This is a genomic window from Bradyrhizobium sp. USDA 3397, assembly GCF_054060965.1.
In genome coordinates this window covers 6,156,858-6,173,317 of sequence record NZ_JBSSDS010000001.1, presented here as the reverse complement: position 1 = coordinate 6,173,317, position 16,460 = coordinate 6,156,858, and the positions used below count along the sequence as shown (strand labels likewise).

The window sequence follows — 16,460 nt, the reverse complement described above, 5'->3', positions numbered from 1 at the left end:
GCGACGAAACAATCCAGACTTCCTCAGCGGAAGGATTCTGGATTGCTTCGCTTCGCTCGCAATGACGAGCGGCTCGCTAAAGCCCCAGATACTTCTTCATCTCCGCGACCAGGCCGTCGCGCAATTCCGGGCGCTTCAAGCCATAGGCGATGTTTGCGCGCAGGAAGCCGGGCTTGGAGCCGCAATCATGGCGCTCGCCTTCGAATTCGACGCCGTAGAATTTCTGCGTCTGGGCAAGCCCGATCATGGCGTCGGTGAGCTGGATCTCGCCGCCGGCGCCGCGCTCCTGGGTCTCCAGGATCTTGAAGATCTCGGGCTGCAGGATGTAGCGGCCGGTGATCGAAAGGTTGGAGGGCGCGGTGCCCTTGGCCGGCTTCTCGACCATGCCATCGACCTCGAACATCTTGCCGTTGCGCTTGCCGACGCCGCAGATGCCGTATTGATGGGTCAGGTGATCGGGCACCGCCTCGACCGCGATCAGGTTGGATTTCTCGCCGAGCGAGGACGCCATCTCAATCATCTGCTTCAGGCAGCCGGGCGTGTTGAGCACGAGCTCGTCCGGCAGCACGACGGCGAACGGCTCGCTGCCGACGATGTCGCGCGCGCACCAGACCGCGTGGCCGAGGCCGAGCGGCGCCTGCTGGCGGGTGAAGCTGACCGCGCCGGCTTCGGGCTGGTTCTGCGCCAGGATGTCCTGCTCCGCTTTCTTGCCGCGCGCGGCAAGCGTCGCGTCGAGCTCGAACATCCGGTCGAAATGATCCTCGATGACAGCCTTGTTGCGGCCGGTGACGAAGACGAAGTGCTCGATGCCGGCTTCCTTCGCCTCGTCATAGACGTATTGGATCAGCGGCTTGTCGACGATGGTCAGCATTTCCTTCGGCATCGCCTTGGTGGCAGGCAGAACGCGGGTGCCGAGGCCGGCGACGGGGAATACGGCTTTGCGAATCTTCATGGGATCGATCGAATACCTTGGGGGCACATGGGACGGGAGCAATGGCATCCTTGCTAGCCTGTTTGCAGCCGCCAACAAAGGCGGATGTGGGGCCTCGCCCCGACGGAGTTAAGAAAAAGGCCGCCACCAAAATTTCACCTTTGTTAAGCTATTGGCAACGCTAACCAGGCCTCCTGTGGCGGGTTTTTAGGCCGACGGGTGGAATATGATGCGATCAATGGCAGGACTGGCGAGACGGGCTGGCGGAGCAATCGTTGCGGCCGCTTTGCTGCTGCCGTCCGGCGCGCACGCCCAGGCGCAGAACGGCCTGTCCAACCTGTTCGGCGGCATCTTCTCGGGATCGAACCCGGCACCGGCGCAACCCACACCTGGCCCGGGCGGCGCGCCGACGGGTCCATTGCCGTGGAGTGGCGAGGACGGCGCCTCCGGCCATCCCTTGATGACGGCCGCCGCGATCCGCGAGGCTGCCGGCAATTTCAACAATTGCGTCGCTGCGATGTGGCCCGATGCCGCACGACGCGGCGTTACGCAGGAGAACTTTCAGCGCTTCACCGCCGGACTCTCGCCCGACCTGCGCATCATGGACCTCATGGATTCGCAGCCGGAATTCACCAAGTCGATCTGGGCCTATCTCGACATCCTGGTGAACGACAACCGCCTCGCCAAGGGCCGCGAGGTCCTCGCCAAATACAAGACGCAGTTCGACGCCACCGAAAAGGCCACCGGTGTCGACCGCTACATCATCGCCTCGATCTGGGGCATCGAGTCCAATTACTCGACGCAGATCGGCGATCGCAGCGTGCTGCAATCGACCGCGACGCTCGCCTGCATCGGCCGCCGCCAAGCCTATTTCAAGGACGAATTCCTCTCCGCGCTGGAGATCCTCAACCGCGGCGATTTGCGTCCGGAGCAGCTGCGCGGCTCCTGGGCCGGCGCCTTCGGCCCGACCCAGTTCATGCCGACCGCGTTCAAGCGCTTCGCGGTGGACGGCGACGGCGACGGCCGGCGCGACGTCGTCGACAATCCGACCGACCTGATCGCGTCGACCGCCAACAATCTCAAGAAGGACGGCTGGCAGCCCGGCCAGACCTGGGGCTACGAGGTCGTGGTGCCGCAAGGCTTCAACTACATGCTGGCCGACCGTGCCAAGGCGATGCCGATCGCGCATTGGGAGAAGCTCGGGCTCAAGCGTCCGAACAACCAGGCCTTCCCGCATCCTGCGGACAAGGCTTACCTGCTGGCACCCGCCGGCGCGCAGGGACCGGGCTTTTTGATGCTGCAGAATTACCGCGTCATCATGAAGTACAACCCGGCCGAGGCTTATGCGCTGGCGATCGGCCATTTCGCCCGACCGGCTGCGCGGGGGACAGCCTTTCGTGCAGCCTTGGCCGCGGCAGGAGCGCGAGCTGTCCCGTACCGAACGGCTGGAGCTGCAGCAGCTGCTGGCTCAGCGCGGCTACTACAAGGGCACCCCGGACGGCCAATTCGGCGGCCTGACCAGGGAGGCCCTGCGTAATTTCCAGGCCTCGATCGGGGTCCCCGCCGACGGTTTTGCCTCCTCCGACGTGCTGGACCGGCTGCGCGGGCGGTAAAATCGCGCCTGAAGTAATCTTGAAGGGGGATTTTGGCTGATAGCCTTGACCGGGACTGGTGTTCCCCGGTCTATGGACAAGAATCTGAGATGGAATTTGCCCGTTTGGCGCCTGATTCCGTTATTATATTGAGCTAACTTCGATCCCCCATTGCGCGTGCCCGAGATCGCATGTCGAAGAAGTCCCTGTTCAAGGCGCTAACCGAGACCGGCCCGTTGATCGCGCTGGGGACGGCGCTTGCGATCCTGGTGTCGGTGGCGGCACCCGCTTCGGCGCAGTTCTTCAACTTCCCCGGCTTCGGCGGTCCGCCGCAGCGTTCGGCCCCACCACCGCCACCACGGGGCGGCGGAGGTGGCGGCTGGTTCGGCGGCGACTTCTTCTCACCATTCCAGCCACCGCCGCAGGCGCCGCGCCAGGATTTTTCGCGCGCGCCGGCACCGGCCAAGCGCGACACGATTCCCGAGAAGAACGTGCTGGTGATCGGCGATGCCATGGCCGACTGGCTCGCCTATGGCCTAGAAGACGCCTACGCCGAGCAGCCCGACATGGGCGTGATCCGCAAGCACAAGACCACGTCCGGCCTGATCAGGTATCAGCCCAAGGGCGAGCCCGCGGACTGGGCCGCGGCGGCCAAGGGCATTCTCGAGACAGAGAAGCCGGACGTGATCGTCGTCATGCTCGGCCTCAACGACCGCGTCGCGATCCGCGAGCCGGCCGCCGACAAACCCGACAAGCAGGCCGCGGAAAAGGACAAGGACAAGAAGAACGACAAGGGTGCGCGCGCCAAGCCGCCTGGCAAGCCGGGCGACGCCAAACCCGGCGACAGCGCCGCCAAGCCGGACGACAAGCCTGCCGATGCCGACCTGCCGCAGGACGACGCCGACAATTCCGACACGCCGGCGGCCGCCCCGGAAAAGACCACGCGCAATCCGAACGGCCTCTACGAATTCCGTGACGAGCGCTGGGTCGAGCTCTACGGCAAGAAGATCGAGGAGCTCGCGGCCGTCCTCAAAACCAAGGGCGTGCCGGTGCTCTGGGTCGGCCTGCCCGCGGTCCGCGGACCGAAGGGCACCGCGGACACGCTGTTCCTGGATTCGCTGTACCGTGAAGGCGCGGCCAAGGCCGGCATCACCTATGTCGACGTCTGGGACGGCTTCGTCGACGAAGCCGGCCGCTTCCTGCAGAAGGGCCCGGACTTCGAAGGCCAGATCCGCCAGCTGCGCAGCTCCGACGGCATCTATTTCACCAAGGCCGGCGCGCGCAAGCTCGCGCATTATGTCGAGCGCGAGATCACGCGCCTGCTTGCCGGACGCTCCGGCCCGATCGCGCTGCCGAGCGAGCCCGCGACGCCCGACACCAGCGCCGAGCCGGGCAAGCCTGCGCCGCGGCCGCTGGCCGGGCCGATCGTGCCGCTGGTTGCAGCCTCGATCTCGACCGATCAATTGCTGGGCGGACCGGGCACGCGTCCCGCCGCCGTCGATGCGCTCGCCGCCAAGACGATGGTGAAGGGTGAGCCGCTGGCAGCTCCTGCCGGCCGCGCCGACGATTATGCCTGGCCGCGCCGGGAAGTCGGCCGCGAGCAGGCCAAGGGCGATACGCCGATGGCGGCAACGACGCCGGACGGCGGGGCGGCTCAGGGCGCACCGGGCGCGGCCGCTGCAATCGCGCCGCCAAAGCTCGCGCCGAAGAAGCCGCAGGTCGCCCCGCAACTGCCGGCCCAGGCAACGCCCACATTCCGTGATTTCTTCGGCTTCGGCTCGCCGCAGCCCCCGCCGCCGCGCCAAATGGCGCCGCCGCCCGGGCCGCGCAATCCGAATCCCAATCCTGGGATCCCGCGTCCGCCGGCTAACGTCGGCCGTTCCGCCGAGATGTTCCGGTAAGGTAAGATCTCGTGTCCCGGACGCGACGCAGCACCTTCTGGTGATGCGGCGCAGAGCCGAGACCCAATTCGTGCGGCATTCAGAAAAGATGGCCCCGGCTCAGCGATGCAGCGTCTCACGCTGCATCGCTGAGCCGGGGCACGCGTGACAGGCGTTCGGCAACTAGCCCTAATAGCGCCAGCGTGACGGCGGGCGGCGGGCGGGACGCGACATCAGCAGCGCCAGCGCGAAGCCGATGCCGCCGGCAACCAGCAGCGCGCCGAGCGGATTGTCCTGCACCTTCTGCGCAATGGCCTTCGAGCCGTCGCGGAAAGTCTCACCACTGTTCTCGTAGGCGTCCTTGGCATAGCCCGCGGCGGTGTCCGTGGCGTCGCGCACGGCATCCTTGGCCTGGCCGTAGAGATTCTGCACCGTGCCCGCGGCTTCCCGCGCCTTGCCCGACGCCTGCGTCTTGGCATCGCCTGCCATGTCTCCGATCGCGCCTTCCGCGCGTCCGGCATATTCCTTCGCCGATCCAACAATCCGATCCGTGTCCATGATGATCCTCCTCGGTGGTCAGCCGAAGTAACCGATCAGACGCAGCGCGGTTCCTTAGGCTCTCCTATAGAATCAGGCCGCCATCGACGACCAGCGTCTGGCCGATGATGTAGGACGACAGCGGCGAGGCCAGGAACAGCGCTGCGCCCGCCATGTCGGCCGGCGTGCCCAATCGCCGCAGCGGGATGCGCGCGAGCGCGCCTTCGAGCCGCTTCGGATTGTCGGTCGTCACCTTCGTCATCTTGGTGTCGACGAGCCCTGGCGCGATGCCGTTGACGCGGATGCCGTCCTCGGCCCAGGCCTCGCCCAGCGTGCGCGTCAATCCGACCGCACCGGTCTTCGAGGCGTTGTAGGCCGGATTGCCCATGGTGGAATGATAGGCCGCGGTCGAGGACACGATGATCAGCGCGCCCTGCAACATGGAATGAAAGCGCGTCGCGCAGGCCATCAGGCTCATCAGATTGACCTCGACGACCTTGCGGAAACCCGCCATCTCGAATTCGCCGCGGCGGTAGATCACCGCGCCCTGCGCGAGCACCAGGATGTCGAGACGGTCGAACGGCGGCCTGAATGCTTCGATGGCATTGGGATTGCTGACGTCGAGCTGCGCGTAAGCAAGACCTTCGAGATCGGAGCCTTCGTCGGCTGAATATTCCGTTGCGCGAGCACGCGTGCCGCAGACGGCAACAGCTGCGCCCTTGGCGCGAAAGGCCTGCGCGATGCCGTTGCCGATGCCGCTGGAACCGCCGACCACCAGCACCTGCTTGCCTGAGAAATCGAGCTCGTTTGCCATTGTCGGCCTCCCCTTTTGTTTTCTGCTTGTTTGACCTGTCTGCGGATCGATGCCAGCCTTGTCAATCACAACAAGAACCAGCTCGGCGCGAGGGAACAGCATGTCCGACGTCAGGGAGCTCAGCCGGTCCGTTAAGGGGCTCACCGTACTCGTCACTGGCGCAGCCAGCGGCATGGGGCGCGCCACTGCGCGTGTGTTCGGAAACGAAGGTGCGAACGTCGCCGTCACGGATTTCGACGAGCAAGGCGCGCAGGACGTCGCCAGGGAGATTGCGGCAAGCGGTGGCGCGGCAAGGGCGTGGAAGCTCGACGTCGCCGACGGCGGCGAGATCAAGCGCGTGGTCGGCGACGTCGCCGCGCATTTCGGCGGCCTCGACATCGTCGTCAACAATGCCGGCATCTCGTTGCGCGTCGCGATCGACGATGAGGGCTTTGAGGATGCCTGGGCGAAGGGCATCGCCGTGATGCTGACGGCGCACCCACGCATCATCCGCGCCGCGCTGCCCTACTTACGCAAGTCGAAGAGCCCGCGCATCGTCAACATCGCCTCGACCGAGGCGCTCGGCGCCACCGCATTGCACAGCCCGTATTCGGCCGCGAAGGGCGGCGTCGTGAGCCTCACCCGCTCGCTGGCGGTGGAGCTCGGCCGCGAGGGCATCACCGTCAACTGCATCTGCCCCGGACCGATCCGCACGGGAATCACCGACCGCATCCCGGAGGAGCACAAGACCATCTACGCCAAGCGCCGCACCGCACTCGGCCGTTATGGCGACCCTGAAGAGGTCGCGCATATGACGCTGAGCCTGTGCCTGCCCGCGGCGTCGTTCCTCACCGGCGCGGTGATCCCGGTCGACGGCGGGCTGATGGCGCGGAACGCGTGAGAGGCATGCGCGCGGCGCGTTGACATCGCCGGATGCGGGAGTCATTTTTTCCACAAACAGAGCGGGGAAACCGCTCGTAGATGCGGGAGGAACGCAATGACCATCGCCATCCGGCAGCTTCAGAAACATTTCGTCGGCGAGGTGTCCGGCCTCGACTTGCGCAAGGCGCTCACGCCGGATCAGGCGCGCGAGATCGAGGCTGCCATGGACAAATACGCGGTGCTCGTCTTCCACGATCAGGACATCACCGACGAGCAGCAGATGGCGTTCGCGCTGAATTTCGGCCAGCGGGAGGAGGTGCGCGGCGGCAACATCACCAAGGCGGACGAGTACCGCCTCACCTCGGGTCTGAACGACGTCTCCAATCTCGGCAAGGACGGCAAGCCGCTGCCCAAGGACAGCCGTGCCAATCTGTTCAACCTCGGCAATTGCCTGTGGCACTCGGACAGCTCGTTCCGGCCTATCCCCGCAAAGTTCTCGCTGCTGTCGGCGCGGGTGGTGAACCCGAAGGGCGGCAACACCGAGTTCGCCGACATGCGCGCGGCCTATGACGCGCTCGACGATGAGACCAAGGCGGAGATCGAGGATCTCGTCTGCGAGCATTCGCTGATGTATTCGCGGGGATCGCTCGGCTTCACCGAATACACCGACGAAGAGAAGGAGATGTTCAAGCCGGTGCTGCAACGGCTGGTGCGCACGCACCCCGTGCACCGCCGCAAGTCGCTGTATCTGTCATCGCATGCCGGCAAGGTCGTCGGCATGAGCGTGCCCGAGGGGCGGCTGCTGCTGCGCGATCTGAACGAGCACGCCACGCAACCCGAGTTCGTCTACGTGCACAAATGGAAGCTGCATGACCTCGTGATGTGGGACAACCGCCAGACCATGCACCGCGTCCGCCGCTACGACCAGTCCCAGCCCCGCGACATGCGCCGCGCGACGGTGGCGGGGACGGAGCCGACGGTGCAGCAGCAGGCCGCGGAGTAGGCGCCGCACAGCTCCGCTCAGCAAATGGTGTCATCGCCCGGCTTGACCGGGCGATCCAGTATTCCGTGATGGTCGTGATCGAAACGATAGGCTGCGGCGTACTGGATGCCCCGGTCAAGCCGGGGCATGACAGCGGAGAGGATGTACGACATCGGAAGGATGCCACACCCCCTACGCGTGCCCGGCCTCGTTCGAGAGCATGCCGGGGTCGATGCCGATCTTCTGCAAAGCACGGTTGTACTTGTCGTCGACGTCGTCGCCGAAAATCAGATCCGCGTCCGCGTCGCAATGCAGCCAGCCGTTGCTCTGGATCTCCGTCTCGAGCTGGCCCGGCGCCCAGCCGGCATAGCCGAGCGCGAGGATGGCGTGCTTGGGGCCGGAGCCGTTGGCGATGGCGCGCAGAATGTCGACCGTCGCGGTCAGGCAGACGCCGTCATCGATCCGCAGCGTGGCGTTCTCGATGTAGAAGTCGCTGGAATGCAGTACGAAGCCGCGCCCGGTGTCGACCGGCCCGCCCCGCAGCACCTTCATGCTTTCGGCGTTCTCCGGCAGCTTGATGTGCTCGCCCTTCTTGATGATGCCGAGCTGCTGCAAGAGCTCGGGGAAGTCGATGCTGCCGGCGGGATGGTTCACGATGATGCCCATCGCCCCCTCCGCCGAATGGGCGCAGAGATAGATCACCGAGCGCTCGAAGCGGGAATCGCCCATCACGGGCATTGCGATCAGGAGCCGGCCGTCGAGATAGCCGCCGGAACTGGGCAGCGCGGCGCCCGAGCTGCGGGTGCTTTCGCCCGTCCTCTTGCCTGTGGGAGCCATCGCTCGAGCACTCCGGTTTCAATTCCTATCCTGATGTCGGGCCGGGCGGCTGTCAAATCAAGGCTTGCGGCGACTTGATTCGAGTGCATCCATCACAAGCAATTCAATGGTTTGGCCCTGGGCGACCCTGTAAAGACGTGCCATGTCCAGCATTGTTCCCCTGCGTGCGGCGATTGGCGTCGCGACAACCCTGCTCGCGTCGTCGTTGGCCATCGCCGCCCGTGCCGATGACGCATCGCCTTGGCAGCGCGATGGACATTCCGCGGTGCGGCTCCTGGCGGGATCGCGCAGCGGAGCGGTTTTGCTCGGCGGTATCGCCTTCCAGCTGCAGCCCGGCTGGAAGACCTACTGGCGGTCGCCCGGCGATTCCGGCGTTCCACCCCGGTTCGACTTCTCCAAGTCCGACAATGTCGAGGCGGTGACGGTGATGTGGCCGGCCCCGCTGAAGTTCGACGACGGCGCGGGCGGCCATTCGATCGGCTATCGCGACCAGGTCGTGCTGCCCCTGCGCATCGTCGCCAAGGCCGCGGACAAGCCGGTGACCTTGCGCGCGGAGATCAACTACGCGGTGTGCGAGAAGCTCTGCATTCCCGTGGAGGCCAGCGCCGAGCTCGGCTTCAACAGCGTCGCCTCGACCGAGGACGCGAACCTGCGAGCCGCGCTCGACACCGTGCCGAAGCCCGCCAATATCGGCGATCCCAATCCGCTCACCATTCGTGACGTCAAGCGTGACGGGCCCAAGAACGTGGTGGTCGACGTGGTGGCGCCGGACAGAAGCAACGTCAATCTGTTCGTGGAAGGCCCGACACCCGATTGGGCGCTGCCGATTCCGGCGCCGGTGCAGCACGGCGCGCCGGGAGTCGTGCGCTTCTCGTTCGAGCTCGACGGATTGCCGCCGGGCGCCAAGCCCGAGGGCGCCGCGCTGAAGTTCACGCTGGTCGGGCCGGAGAAGGCGTACGAGTTCAACACGAATTTGAACTAGCGTCCGCCCAACCGAATCTTAACGAATGGTTGCTAATCCCTCGCCTGCCGCCGCAGGTCGCTGGGGATTGTTCGAATTGGCCGTGATGGATGCACCACCCGCAACGACCCGACCGGCCGGGCTGGTCGCGCGGCTGCGCGCCAAGCTCGCGGGCGGATCGAGCGAGGCGTCGCTGACCCGGCGGCTCGCCGGCACCATCTTCATCATTCGCGTCATCAGCGCCGGCCTCGCTTATGTCTCGCAGGTGTTGCTCGCGCGCTGGATGGGCACGTCCGATTACGGCATCTACGTCTATGTCTGGACCTGGGTGCTGCTGCTCGGCAGCATGATGGATTTCGGCATCTCGGCCTCCGCGCAAAAAATCATTCCGGAGTACCGCGCCAGCGGCGCGCACGCCCTGCTGCGCGGCTTCCTGTCCGGCAGCCGCTGGCTGACCTTTGCCGTGTCCACGCTGGTGTCGCTCGGCCTTGCCGGCATCGTCAAATTGCTGTCGCCCTGGATCGATCCGGCCGAGGTGCTGCCGCTTTATATCGGCTGCATGACGCTGCCCGCTTTCGTCGTCGCGAACACCCAGGACGGCATCGCGCGCTCGCACGACTGGATGCAACTCGGCCTGATGCCGCAATTCATCATCCGTCAGGCGCTGATCATCGGCATCACGGCGCTCGCCTTCCTGCTCGGCTATCACCTCGGCGCGGTCGCCGCGATGGTGGCAAGCCTTTGCGCGGTATGGATCGCAATGGCCGGGCAGATGGTGGTGCTGAACCGCGAGCTCGCCGATCACATCACACCGGGACCGAAGGCCTATGACGTCAAGGGCTGGCTCGCCGTCTCGCTACCGATCCTGCTGGTCGAGAGCTTCTACCTGCTCCTGTCCTACACCGACGTGCTGGTGCTGCAGCAATTCCGTCCCTCGGACGAGGTCGGCGTCTATTTCGCCGTGGTGAAGACGCTGGCGCTGGTCTCGTTCATCCACTACGCGATGTCAGCCACGACGGCACACCGCTTCGCCGAATACAATGCCAGCGGCGACAAGGCGCGCCTGTCGGCCTACGTCGCGCATGCCATCACCTGGACGTTCTGGCCGTCGCTGGCCGCGACCATCGTGCTGCTCGCGCTCGGCAAGCCGCTGCTCTGGCTGTTCGGACCACAATTCGTGATCGGCTACGACATCATGTTCGTGGCCGCGATCGGCCTCGTCGTGCGCGCCGCGATCGGTCCGGTGGAGCGCCTTCTCAACATGCTTGGCCAGCAGAAGATCTGCGCGCTTGCCTATGCGCTAGCCTTCGTGATGAACCTCGTGCTCTGCATCGCGCTGGTCCCGCGCTACGGCGGCCATGGCGCGGCGGCCGCGACCTCGATCTCCCTCACCTTCGAGACGGTGCTGCTGTTCTGGATCGTGCGGCAGCGGCTCGGGCTGCACGTGCTGGCGTTCGGTAAATAGGCGACGATCGAAAAGGCCGCGCTACTCTCACTGTCATCGCCCGGCTTGACCGGGCGATCCAGTACTTCGAGGCGGCTGTGATTAACCGAGAGGCCGCGGTGTACTGGATGCCCCGCCTTCGCGGGGCATGACCGAGAGTTGTCAGGTCGGCACGAATTACTCCGCGGTCCAGCCGCCGTCGATCGAGAGGTTGGTGCCGGTGATCTGGGCGGCGTCGTCGCTGCACAGGAACAGGGCGAGCGCGGCGACCTGCTCGGAGGTGACGAACTCCTTGGTCGGCTGCGCATCGAGCAGCACGTCGTTGATGACCTGCTCGCGCGTCAGATTGCGCGCCTTCATCGTGTCGGGGATCTGCTTCTCGACCAGCGGGGTCCAGACGTAGCCGGGGCTGATGCAGTTGCAGGTGATCTTGTGGGTCGCGACTTCCAGCGCCACGGTCTTGGTGAGGCCGGCGATGCCGTGCTTGGCCGAGACGTAGGCCGACTTGAATGGCGAGGCCACCAGCGAGTGCGCCGACGCCGTGTTGATGATGCGGCCCCAGCCCTTCTTCTTCATGCCGGGCACCGCGGCGCGGATGGCGTGGAAGGCCGAGGACAGATTGATCGCGATGATCTGGTCCCATTTCTCCGGCGGGAATTCCTCGATCGGCGAGACGAACTGGATGCCGGCATTGTTGACGAGGATGTCGACCGAGCCGAACGTCTTCTCGCCGAGCGCGATCATGCCGGCGACCTCGGCGGGCTTGGTCATGTCGGCGGGCGAGTAGACCGCCTTGACGCCGAAATCGGATTCGATCTTGGCGCGCTCCTTCTCGATGTCCTCCGGCGAGCCGAAACCGTTGATGACGACGTTGGCACCGGCGCCGGCGAAGGCGCGCGCGTAAGCGAGCCCGATGCCGCTGGTCGATCCGGTCACGACGGCGTTCTTGCCTGACAGAGTACCCATTCTATTCGCTCCTTTTTGCCGGGGGCGCGGTGACGTCCCCCGTGAGATCGTAGGTCACCATGGTCTCGCCGGACTGCGGCCGCTCCAGCCAGTCCCTGTGGCGCATCGACAGATGCACGTCGCGCACGCCGGCTTCCCAATGCTCGACCATGGCAATGTGCGAGAAATCGTAATCCTTGGACGAGGATTCGTAGTTCTTGCTGCGATAGATCAGGTGCACCACGGTGACGGTGCTTTCGCGCGACACTTTCGCCAGGAATTCGACGGAAGGATCATTCTTGAGATAGTCCGGCAATTTGCCGATCAGATCGCGCACGGCCCTGCGGGCGTTGTGCAGCTGCTTGTTCTTGTCGGTGTTCATCCGCGTGCGGCTGGAATAGCGGATGTCCTTCTCGCGCTCGGCCGCCTCCAGCAGCGAGTTCGGCAGGTCGCCCCGCGCGGAAAACAAATCGACCTGAAAGATCAGCATGTCGCGTTCGACCTCGGCATCGAGCACGTAGTCGAGCGGAGTGTTGGAGGCGATGCCGCCGTCCCAATAATGCTCGCCGTCGATGACGACGGAGGGAAAGCCCGGCGGCAGCGCGCCGGAGGCCATGATGTGCTCGGGGCCGATCTTCTTGCCGAGCTTCTTGAACGCGTAATTGTCGAAATATCTGAAATTGCCCGAGGTGACGCCGACCGCGCCGACCGACAGGCGTGTCTTCAGATCGTTGATGCGGTCGAAATCGACGAGACGTTCCAGCGTCTTCTTCAGCGGCGAGGTATCGTAATAGCTTTCGGCCTCGGGATGCCCCGGCGGCCACAGCGGCGCCGGCGGAATGCGTGGCGTGAAGAAGCCGGGCACGCCGAACGTCGCAATCAGCGCGGCACTGGTGGAATTGAACAGCTCGCGGCTGCGGTCGCTCTTGCCGACCGGCTTCCACGGCACCGGGGCCGACACCATTTCCCAGAATTCCTTGAGCCGCTCGACGCGGGTGTGCCCCTCGTTGCCGGCGATGATGGCGGCATTGACCGCGCCGATCGAGATGCCGGCGACCCATTCCGGATCGAAGCCGTAGCCGCACAGCGCCTGGAAGGCGCCCGCTTGGTACGAGCCGAGCGCGCCGCCGCCCTGGAGGACCAGGACGCGTTGCGCATTCGTGGGGATTGTTGCGGTTTCCGGACTGTGATCGCTCATGCGGGAACAATAGCAAAAGGCTGGCCACCGTGGCGACACTCCGCCGCGACGTCAATGCATCCCCGGGATCAAGTCTGGCTTATCGAGGCTCCGTGGAGGCCAGGATCATGGTCCAGAACACCTTGTATTTGGTGCCTGGAGCATAGCTCGCCGCGATGCCTAATTTTGTGACACCGCTCTTGAGCATGTTGGCGCGGTGCGGAGGCGAGTCGCGCCAGCCGGAAAACGCTTCCGCCAGCGTATGATAGCCGGCCGAGATGTTCTCGACCGCCACGGTGGCAGGATAACCGCCAGAGGCCAGACGCTTGGCGAGCGGCGCGCGGACGTCGTGGTCCATCTTGTTGGCCGCCGCCATGGCGCCCGATTGGGATTCGGCGAGCCGAGTCAAATCCGGGTCCACCACGACCGTACCGAGCCCGTTGTTCTGGCGGTATTGCGAGATCATGATCGCAGCTGCCTGGACGTCGAGCTTGGAGCCCGGGACCGCCATGTCGGCATACATCGACGGCTGCTGGACCGGAGCTTCGTTGCCGGCACAGCCGGCAAGCAGCAACATGATGAGAATTGCGGCCGCAGCGCGCATGAATCGGGGCCCCCAAATGAGGGGCTGTTGTTGCATACCAACAATGGCTGAAAGGTGAATTTTGAAGAGAATTTGAGCCGTCATTCCGGGGGCGGAATGACGGCGGGCCTAGCCCGCAAAAATCCGGTAGCGGCGCGGATTGAGGCCGATCGTGTCGCCGGCACGCAGTTCCTTGTCGCGGGGGGCGTCGATCTCGATGGTCTCGCCGCCGGACAGGGCTACTTCCGCCCGCTGCACCGGGCCGAAATTACGGACGTGCTGGACCGCGCCCTCGAAGGCGCCGCTGCCGGGCGGGCCGACCAGCATGTCATGTCGCCGCACGAACAGCTTCGACGCGCCAGGCGCAAGCCCATCGGCCGCGAGATCGAGCTGCCGGTCGCCGAGCCGGATCGCACCATCGCCGATCTGGATCGGCAGCACGATGGATTCGCCGATGAAGCCGTGCACGAACGCCGTCGCCGGATTGTCGTAGACATCGTCGGGCGAGCCGATCTGCTCGATCCGTCCCTTGTCCATCACCACGACGCGGTTGGCGACTTCCAGCGCCTCCTCCTGGTCGTGCGTGACGAAGATCGAGGTGACGTGGATCTCGTGATGCAGCGAGCGCAGCCATTTGCGCAGCTCCTTGCGCACCTTGGCGTCGAGCGCGCCGAAGGGTTCATCGAGCAGCAGAATGCGCGGCTCGATCGCAAGCGCACGGGCGAGCGCGATGCGCTGACGCTGGCCGCCGGAGAGCTGGCTCGGATAGCGGTCGGCGAGCCAGTCGAGCTGCACCAGATCGAGCAGCTCCTTGACGCGCGAGCGGATCGCAGCCTCATCCTTTCGGACCGCGCGCGGCTGCACGCGGAGGCCAAAGGCAACGTTCTCGAACACCGTCATGTGGCGGAACAGCGCATAATGCTGGAACACAAATCCGACGTGGCGCTCGCGGGCTCCTTGCGCCAGCGCGTCCTCACCGTTGAAGGAGACTTCGCCTGAGTCCGGCCAGTCGAGGCCGGCGATGATCCGCAGCAAGGTAGTCTTGCCGGAGCCGGACGGGCCGAGCAGCGCCAGCAGCTCACCGTCATTGACCTTGAGATCGACGCCGTCGAGGGCTGCAAAACTGCCGAATTTCTTGACGAGATTCTTGACTTCAATGGTCACTGTCTTGTCCTTCGTCGAGATGACGTTCGAGAACGGTTTTTGCGATCAGCGTGATCAGCGCCAGCATTGCGAGCAGCGAGGCGATCGCGAAAGCGGCGACGAACTGGTATTCGTTGTAGAGGATCTCGACCAAGAGCGGCATGGTGTTGGTCTCGCCGCGGATGTGGCCGGAGACGACGGAGACCGCACCGAACTCGCCCATCGCGCGCGCGTTGCAGAGCAGGACGCCGTAGAGCACACCCCATTTGATGTTGGGCAGGGTGACGCGGAAGAAGGTCTGCAGGCCGGAGGCGCCGAGCGAGATCGCGGCCTCCTCCTCCTGCGTGCCCTGCTCCTGCATCAGGGGGATCAGCGCGCGCGCCACGAAGGGGAAGGTTACGAAGGTGGTGGCGAGCGCGATGCCGGGGACCGCGAACAGGATCTGGATGTCGTGCTCGCGCAGCCAGCTGCCGAAATAGCCTTGCGCGCCGAACAATAGCACGAAGACGAGGCCCGAGATCACCGGGCTGACCGAGAACGGCAGGTCGATCAGCGTGATCAGGAAGGTCTTGCCCGGAAACTCGAATTTTGCAATCGCCCAGGCGGCGACGAGGCCGAACACCAGATTGAGCCCGACCGAGATCGCCGCGACGATCAATGTCAGCTTGATCGCCGCCATCGCCTCCGGCTCGGCGAGCGCGGCGAAATAGGCGAGGATGCCGCGCGAAAATGCCTGCGCGAACACGACGACCAGCGGCAGCACGACGAAGACGGTGAGAAACAGCAACGCTAGCGTGATGATGATGATACGGACAGCGCGCGGCTCGGTGCGCAAATTGTTCCGCGCCGCCGCCGCGTGCGCCTGCGAGTCGGAGGCCGAGAGCGACACGGAGTCTGCGATCTGCATCGTCATGGTCCGCCCTCAGCGCGCCGGGATCCGGCTCTGCGCCCAGCGCTGGAGCCGATTGACCGCGAAGATGATGACGAAGGAGACGACCAGCATGACCACCGCAATCGCGGTCGCATCGGCGTAACGGAATTCGGACAGGCGTATCACGATCAAGAGCGGCGCGATCTCGGAGACGTTGGGCAGATTGCCGGCGATGAAGATCACCGAGCCGTATTCACCGACCGCGCGGGCGAAGGCGAGCGCGAGGCCCGTGAGCAGCGCCGGCGCGAGCGAAGGCAGGATCACGCGAACGATGGTCTGCAAGCGGCTGGCCCCCAGGCTGCCCGCGGCCTCCTCGATTTCAGGGTCGAGATCTTGCAGCACCGGCTGCACGGTGCGGACAACGAAGGGAATGCCGATGAAGATCATGGCGACGAAGATGCCGACCGGCGTGAACGCCACCTTGAGGCCGAGCGCGGCGAGCGGAGCTCCCAACCAGCCCTTCTCGGCGAACAGCGCCGTCAGCGCGACGCCGGCCACCGCCGTCGGCAGCGCAAACGGCACGTCGACGATGGCATCGAAGATGCGGCGACCGGGGAAGCGGTAGCGGACCAGCGCCCAGACGATGATGCTGCCCATCACCAGATTGACGCAGGCCGCCGCAAAGGCGAGGCCGAACGAGACTCGGAGCGCGTTCAGGGTGCGGCGGCTGGAGAGGATGTTCCAGAACTGCTCGGGGCTGAGCTCGAGCGATCTCAGGAACAGGCCGGCCAGTGGAATCAAGATGATCACGGACAGCCAGGAAAGCGTCAGTCCCATGGTGAGACCGAAGCCCGGCAATGTCCGGCGTCGTGCTGCGAGTGCGCTCACCAGGCCCCCTGCTA

At 65.2% G+C, this 16,460-nt stretch carries 15 protein-coding genes and 1 pseudogene; 6 read left to right on the top strand and 10 right to left on the bottom strand.

Features of this window, described 5'->3' with window-relative positions:
- Positions 1-76: 76 nt before the first annotated feature.
- Complete coding sequence (locus ACVWYQ_RS28535) at positions 77-952, bottom strand: UTP--glucose-1-phosphate uridylyltransferase (protein WP_456726592.1); 876 nt, start codon at positions 950-952, stop codon at positions 77-79.
- Between the two features lie 205 nt (positions 953-1,157).
- Here ACVWYQ_RS28535 and ACVWYQ_RS28530 point away from each other — a divergent pair.
- A pseudogene (locus ACVWYQ_RS28530) lies at positions 1,158-2,544 on the top strand (lytic murein transglycosylase).
- Positions 2,545-2,714: 170 nt separating this feature from the next.
- Positions 2,715-4,424 (top strand): DUF459 domain-containing protein, encoded by a 1,710-nt coding sequence (locus ACVWYQ_RS28525; protein ID WP_456726591.1) that lies wholly within the window; start codon positions 2,715-2,717, stop codon positions 4,422-4,424.
- A 168-nt stretch (positions 4,425-4,592) separates the two neighbouring features.
- Here ACVWYQ_RS28525 and ACVWYQ_RS28520 read toward each other — a convergent pair whose 3' ends face one another.
- On the bottom strand, positions 4,593-4,961 hold the full coding sequence (locus tag ACVWYQ_RS28520) for a CsbD family protein (protein WP_128264255.1): 369 nt from the start codon (positions 4,959-4,961) through the stop codon (positions 4,593-4,595).
- A 64-nt stretch (positions 4,962-5,025) separates the two neighbouring features.
- Entirely contained in the window at positions 5,026-5,754 is a 729-nt protein-coding gene (locus ACVWYQ_RS28515) for an SDR family NAD(P)-dependent oxidoreductase (RefSeq protein WP_456726590.1), read from the bottom strand.
- 100 nt (positions 5,755-5,854) lie between these two features.
- Here ACVWYQ_RS28515 and ACVWYQ_RS28510 point away from each other — a divergent pair, with 100 nt between their 5' ends.
- Positions 5,855-6,634 carry an SDR family NAD(P)-dependent oxidoreductase gene (locus tag ACVWYQ_RS28510; protein ID WP_157283729.1) on the top strand — a complete coding sequence of 260 codons (780 nt, stop codon included), beginning with the start codon at positions 5,855-5,857 and terminating at the stop codon, positions 6,632-6,634.
- A gap of 96 nt (positions 6,635-6,730) precedes the next feature.
- Entirely contained in the window at positions 6,731-7,618 is an 888-nt protein-coding gene (locus ACVWYQ_RS28505; protein ID WP_271542864.1) for a TauD/TfdA dioxygenase family protein, read from the top strand.
- Positions 7,619-7,789: 171 nt separating this feature from the next.
- Here the strand turns inward: ACVWYQ_RS28505 and ACVWYQ_RS28500 are convergent, their stop codons facing one another.
- Positions 7,790-8,434, bottom strand: a complete 645-nt coding sequence (locus ACVWYQ_RS28500) for a YqgE/AlgH family protein (protein WP_036021679.1) — start codon at positions 8,432-8,434, stop codon at positions 7,790-7,792.
- Positions 8,435-8,576: 142 nt separating this feature from the next.
- On the opposite strand from ACVWYQ_RS28500, the gene ACVWYQ_RS28495 reads away from it, so the two are divergent.
- Together ACVWYQ_RS28495 and ACVWYQ_RS28490 are read left to right on the top strand one after the other, a co-directional pair.
- A complete protein-coding gene (locus ACVWYQ_RS28495) occupies positions 8,577-9,416 on the top strand; it encodes a protein-disulfide reductase DsbD domain-containing protein (protein ID WP_404545915.1) in 840 nt (279 codons plus the stop codon).
- 76 nt (positions 9,417-9,492) lie between these two features.
- The gene (locus ACVWYQ_RS28490) at positions 9,493-10,860 is read left to right on the top strand and encodes a flippase (protein WP_456727213.1); all 1,368 of its coding nucleotides are present in this window, start codon (positions 9,493-9,495) and stop codon (positions 10,858-10,860) included.
- 156 nt (positions 10,861-11,016) lie between these two features.
- Here the strand turns inward: ACVWYQ_RS28490 and ACVWYQ_RS28485 are convergent, their stop codons facing one another.
- The 6 genes from ACVWYQ_RS28485 to cysT form a co-directional block, all read right to left on the bottom strand.
- The gene (locus tag ACVWYQ_RS28485; protein ID WP_057028138.1) at positions 11,017-11,805 is read right to left on the bottom strand and encodes a 3-hydroxybutyrate dehydrogenase; all 789 of its coding nucleotides are present in this window, start codon (positions 11,803-11,805) and stop codon (positions 11,017-11,019) included.
- Between the two features lies 1 nt (position 11,806).
- Positions 11,807-12,982 (bottom strand): DUF3734 domain-containing protein, encoded by a 1,176-nt coding sequence (locus ACVWYQ_RS28480; RefSeq protein WP_404545913.1) that lies wholly within the window; start codon positions 12,980-12,982, stop codon positions 11,807-11,809.
- 79 nt (positions 12,983-13,061) lie between these two features.
- Positions 13,062-13,565, bottom strand: coding sequence for a CAP domain-containing protein (locus ACVWYQ_RS28475; protein WP_035998228.1), 504 nt, complete (start codon positions 13,563-13,565; stop codon positions 13,062-13,064).
- A 108-nt stretch (positions 13,566-13,673) separates the two neighbouring features.
- A complete protein-coding gene (locus ACVWYQ_RS28470) occupies positions 13,674-14,708 on the bottom strand; it encodes a sulfate/molybdate ABC transporter ATP-binding protein (RefSeq protein WP_035998225.1) in 1,035 nt (344 codons plus the stop codon).
- Positions 14,698-15,600 (bottom strand): sulfate ABC transporter permease subunit CysW, encoded by a 903-nt coding sequence (gene cysW / locus ACVWYQ_RS28465; RefSeq protein ID WP_456726589.1) that lies wholly within the window; start codon positions 15,598-15,600, stop codon positions 14,698-14,700. The genes ACVWYQ_RS28470 and cysW overlap by 11 nt, the downstream gene beginning before the upstream one ends.
- Positions 15,601-15,609: 9 nt before the next feature.
- Complete coding sequence (gene cysT, locus ACVWYQ_RS28460) at positions 15,610-16,446, bottom strand: sulfate ABC transporter permease subunit CysT (RefSeq protein ID WP_074447692.1); 837 nt, start codon at positions 16,444-16,446, stop codon at positions 15,610-15,612.
- Positions 16,447-16,460: the final 14 nt, after the last annotated feature.

Coding starts and splice junctions, on each gene's coding strand:
- ACVWYQ_RS28475 (WP_035998228.1), bottom strand. CDS start 13,565: ATGCGCGCTGCGGCCGCAATTCTCATCATGTTGCTGCTTGCCGGCTGT.
- ACVWYQ_RS28515 (WP_456726590.1), bottom strand. CDS start 5,754: ATGGCAAACGAGCTCGATTTCTCAGGCAAGCAGGTGCTGGTGGTCGGC.
- ACVWYQ_RS28500 (WP_036021679.1), bottom strand. CDS start 8,434: ATGGCTCCCACAGGCAAGAGGACGGGCGAAAGCACCCGCAGCTCGGGC.
- ACVWYQ_RS28525 (WP_456726591.1), top strand. CDS start 2,715: ATGTCGAAGAAGTCCCTGTTCAAGGCGCTAACCGAGACCGGCCCGTTG.
- cysW (WP_456726589.1), bottom strand. CDS start 15,600: ATGACGATGCAGATCGCAGACTCCGTGTCGCTCTCGGCCTCCGACTCG.
- ACVWYQ_RS28510 (WP_157283729.1), top strand. CDS start 5,855: ATGTCCGACGTCAGGGAGCTCAGCCGGTCCGTTAAGGGGCTCACCGTA.
- ACVWYQ_RS28505 (WP_271542864.1), top strand. CDS start 6,731: ATGACCATCGCCATCCGGCAGCTTCAGAAACATTTCGTCGGCGAGGTG.
- ACVWYQ_RS28495 (WP_404545915.1), top strand. CDS start 8,577: ATGTCCAGCATTGTTCCCCTGCGTGCGGCGATTGGCGTCGCGACAACC.
- ACVWYQ_RS28520 (WP_128264255.1), bottom strand. CDS start 4,961: ATGGACACGGATCGGATTGTTGGATCGGCGAAGGAATATGCCGGACGC.
- ACVWYQ_RS28480 (WP_404545913.1), bottom strand. CDS start 12,982: ATGAGCGATCACAGTCCGGAAACCGCAACAATCCCCACGAATGCGCAA.
- ACVWYQ_RS28485 (WP_057028138.1), bottom strand. CDS start 11,805: ATGGGTACTCTGTCAGGCAAGAACGCCGTCGTGACCGGATCGACCAGC.
- ACVWYQ_RS28535 (WP_456726592.1), bottom strand. CDS start 952: ATGAAGATTCGCAAAGCCGTATTCCCCGTCGCCGGCCTCGGCACCCGC.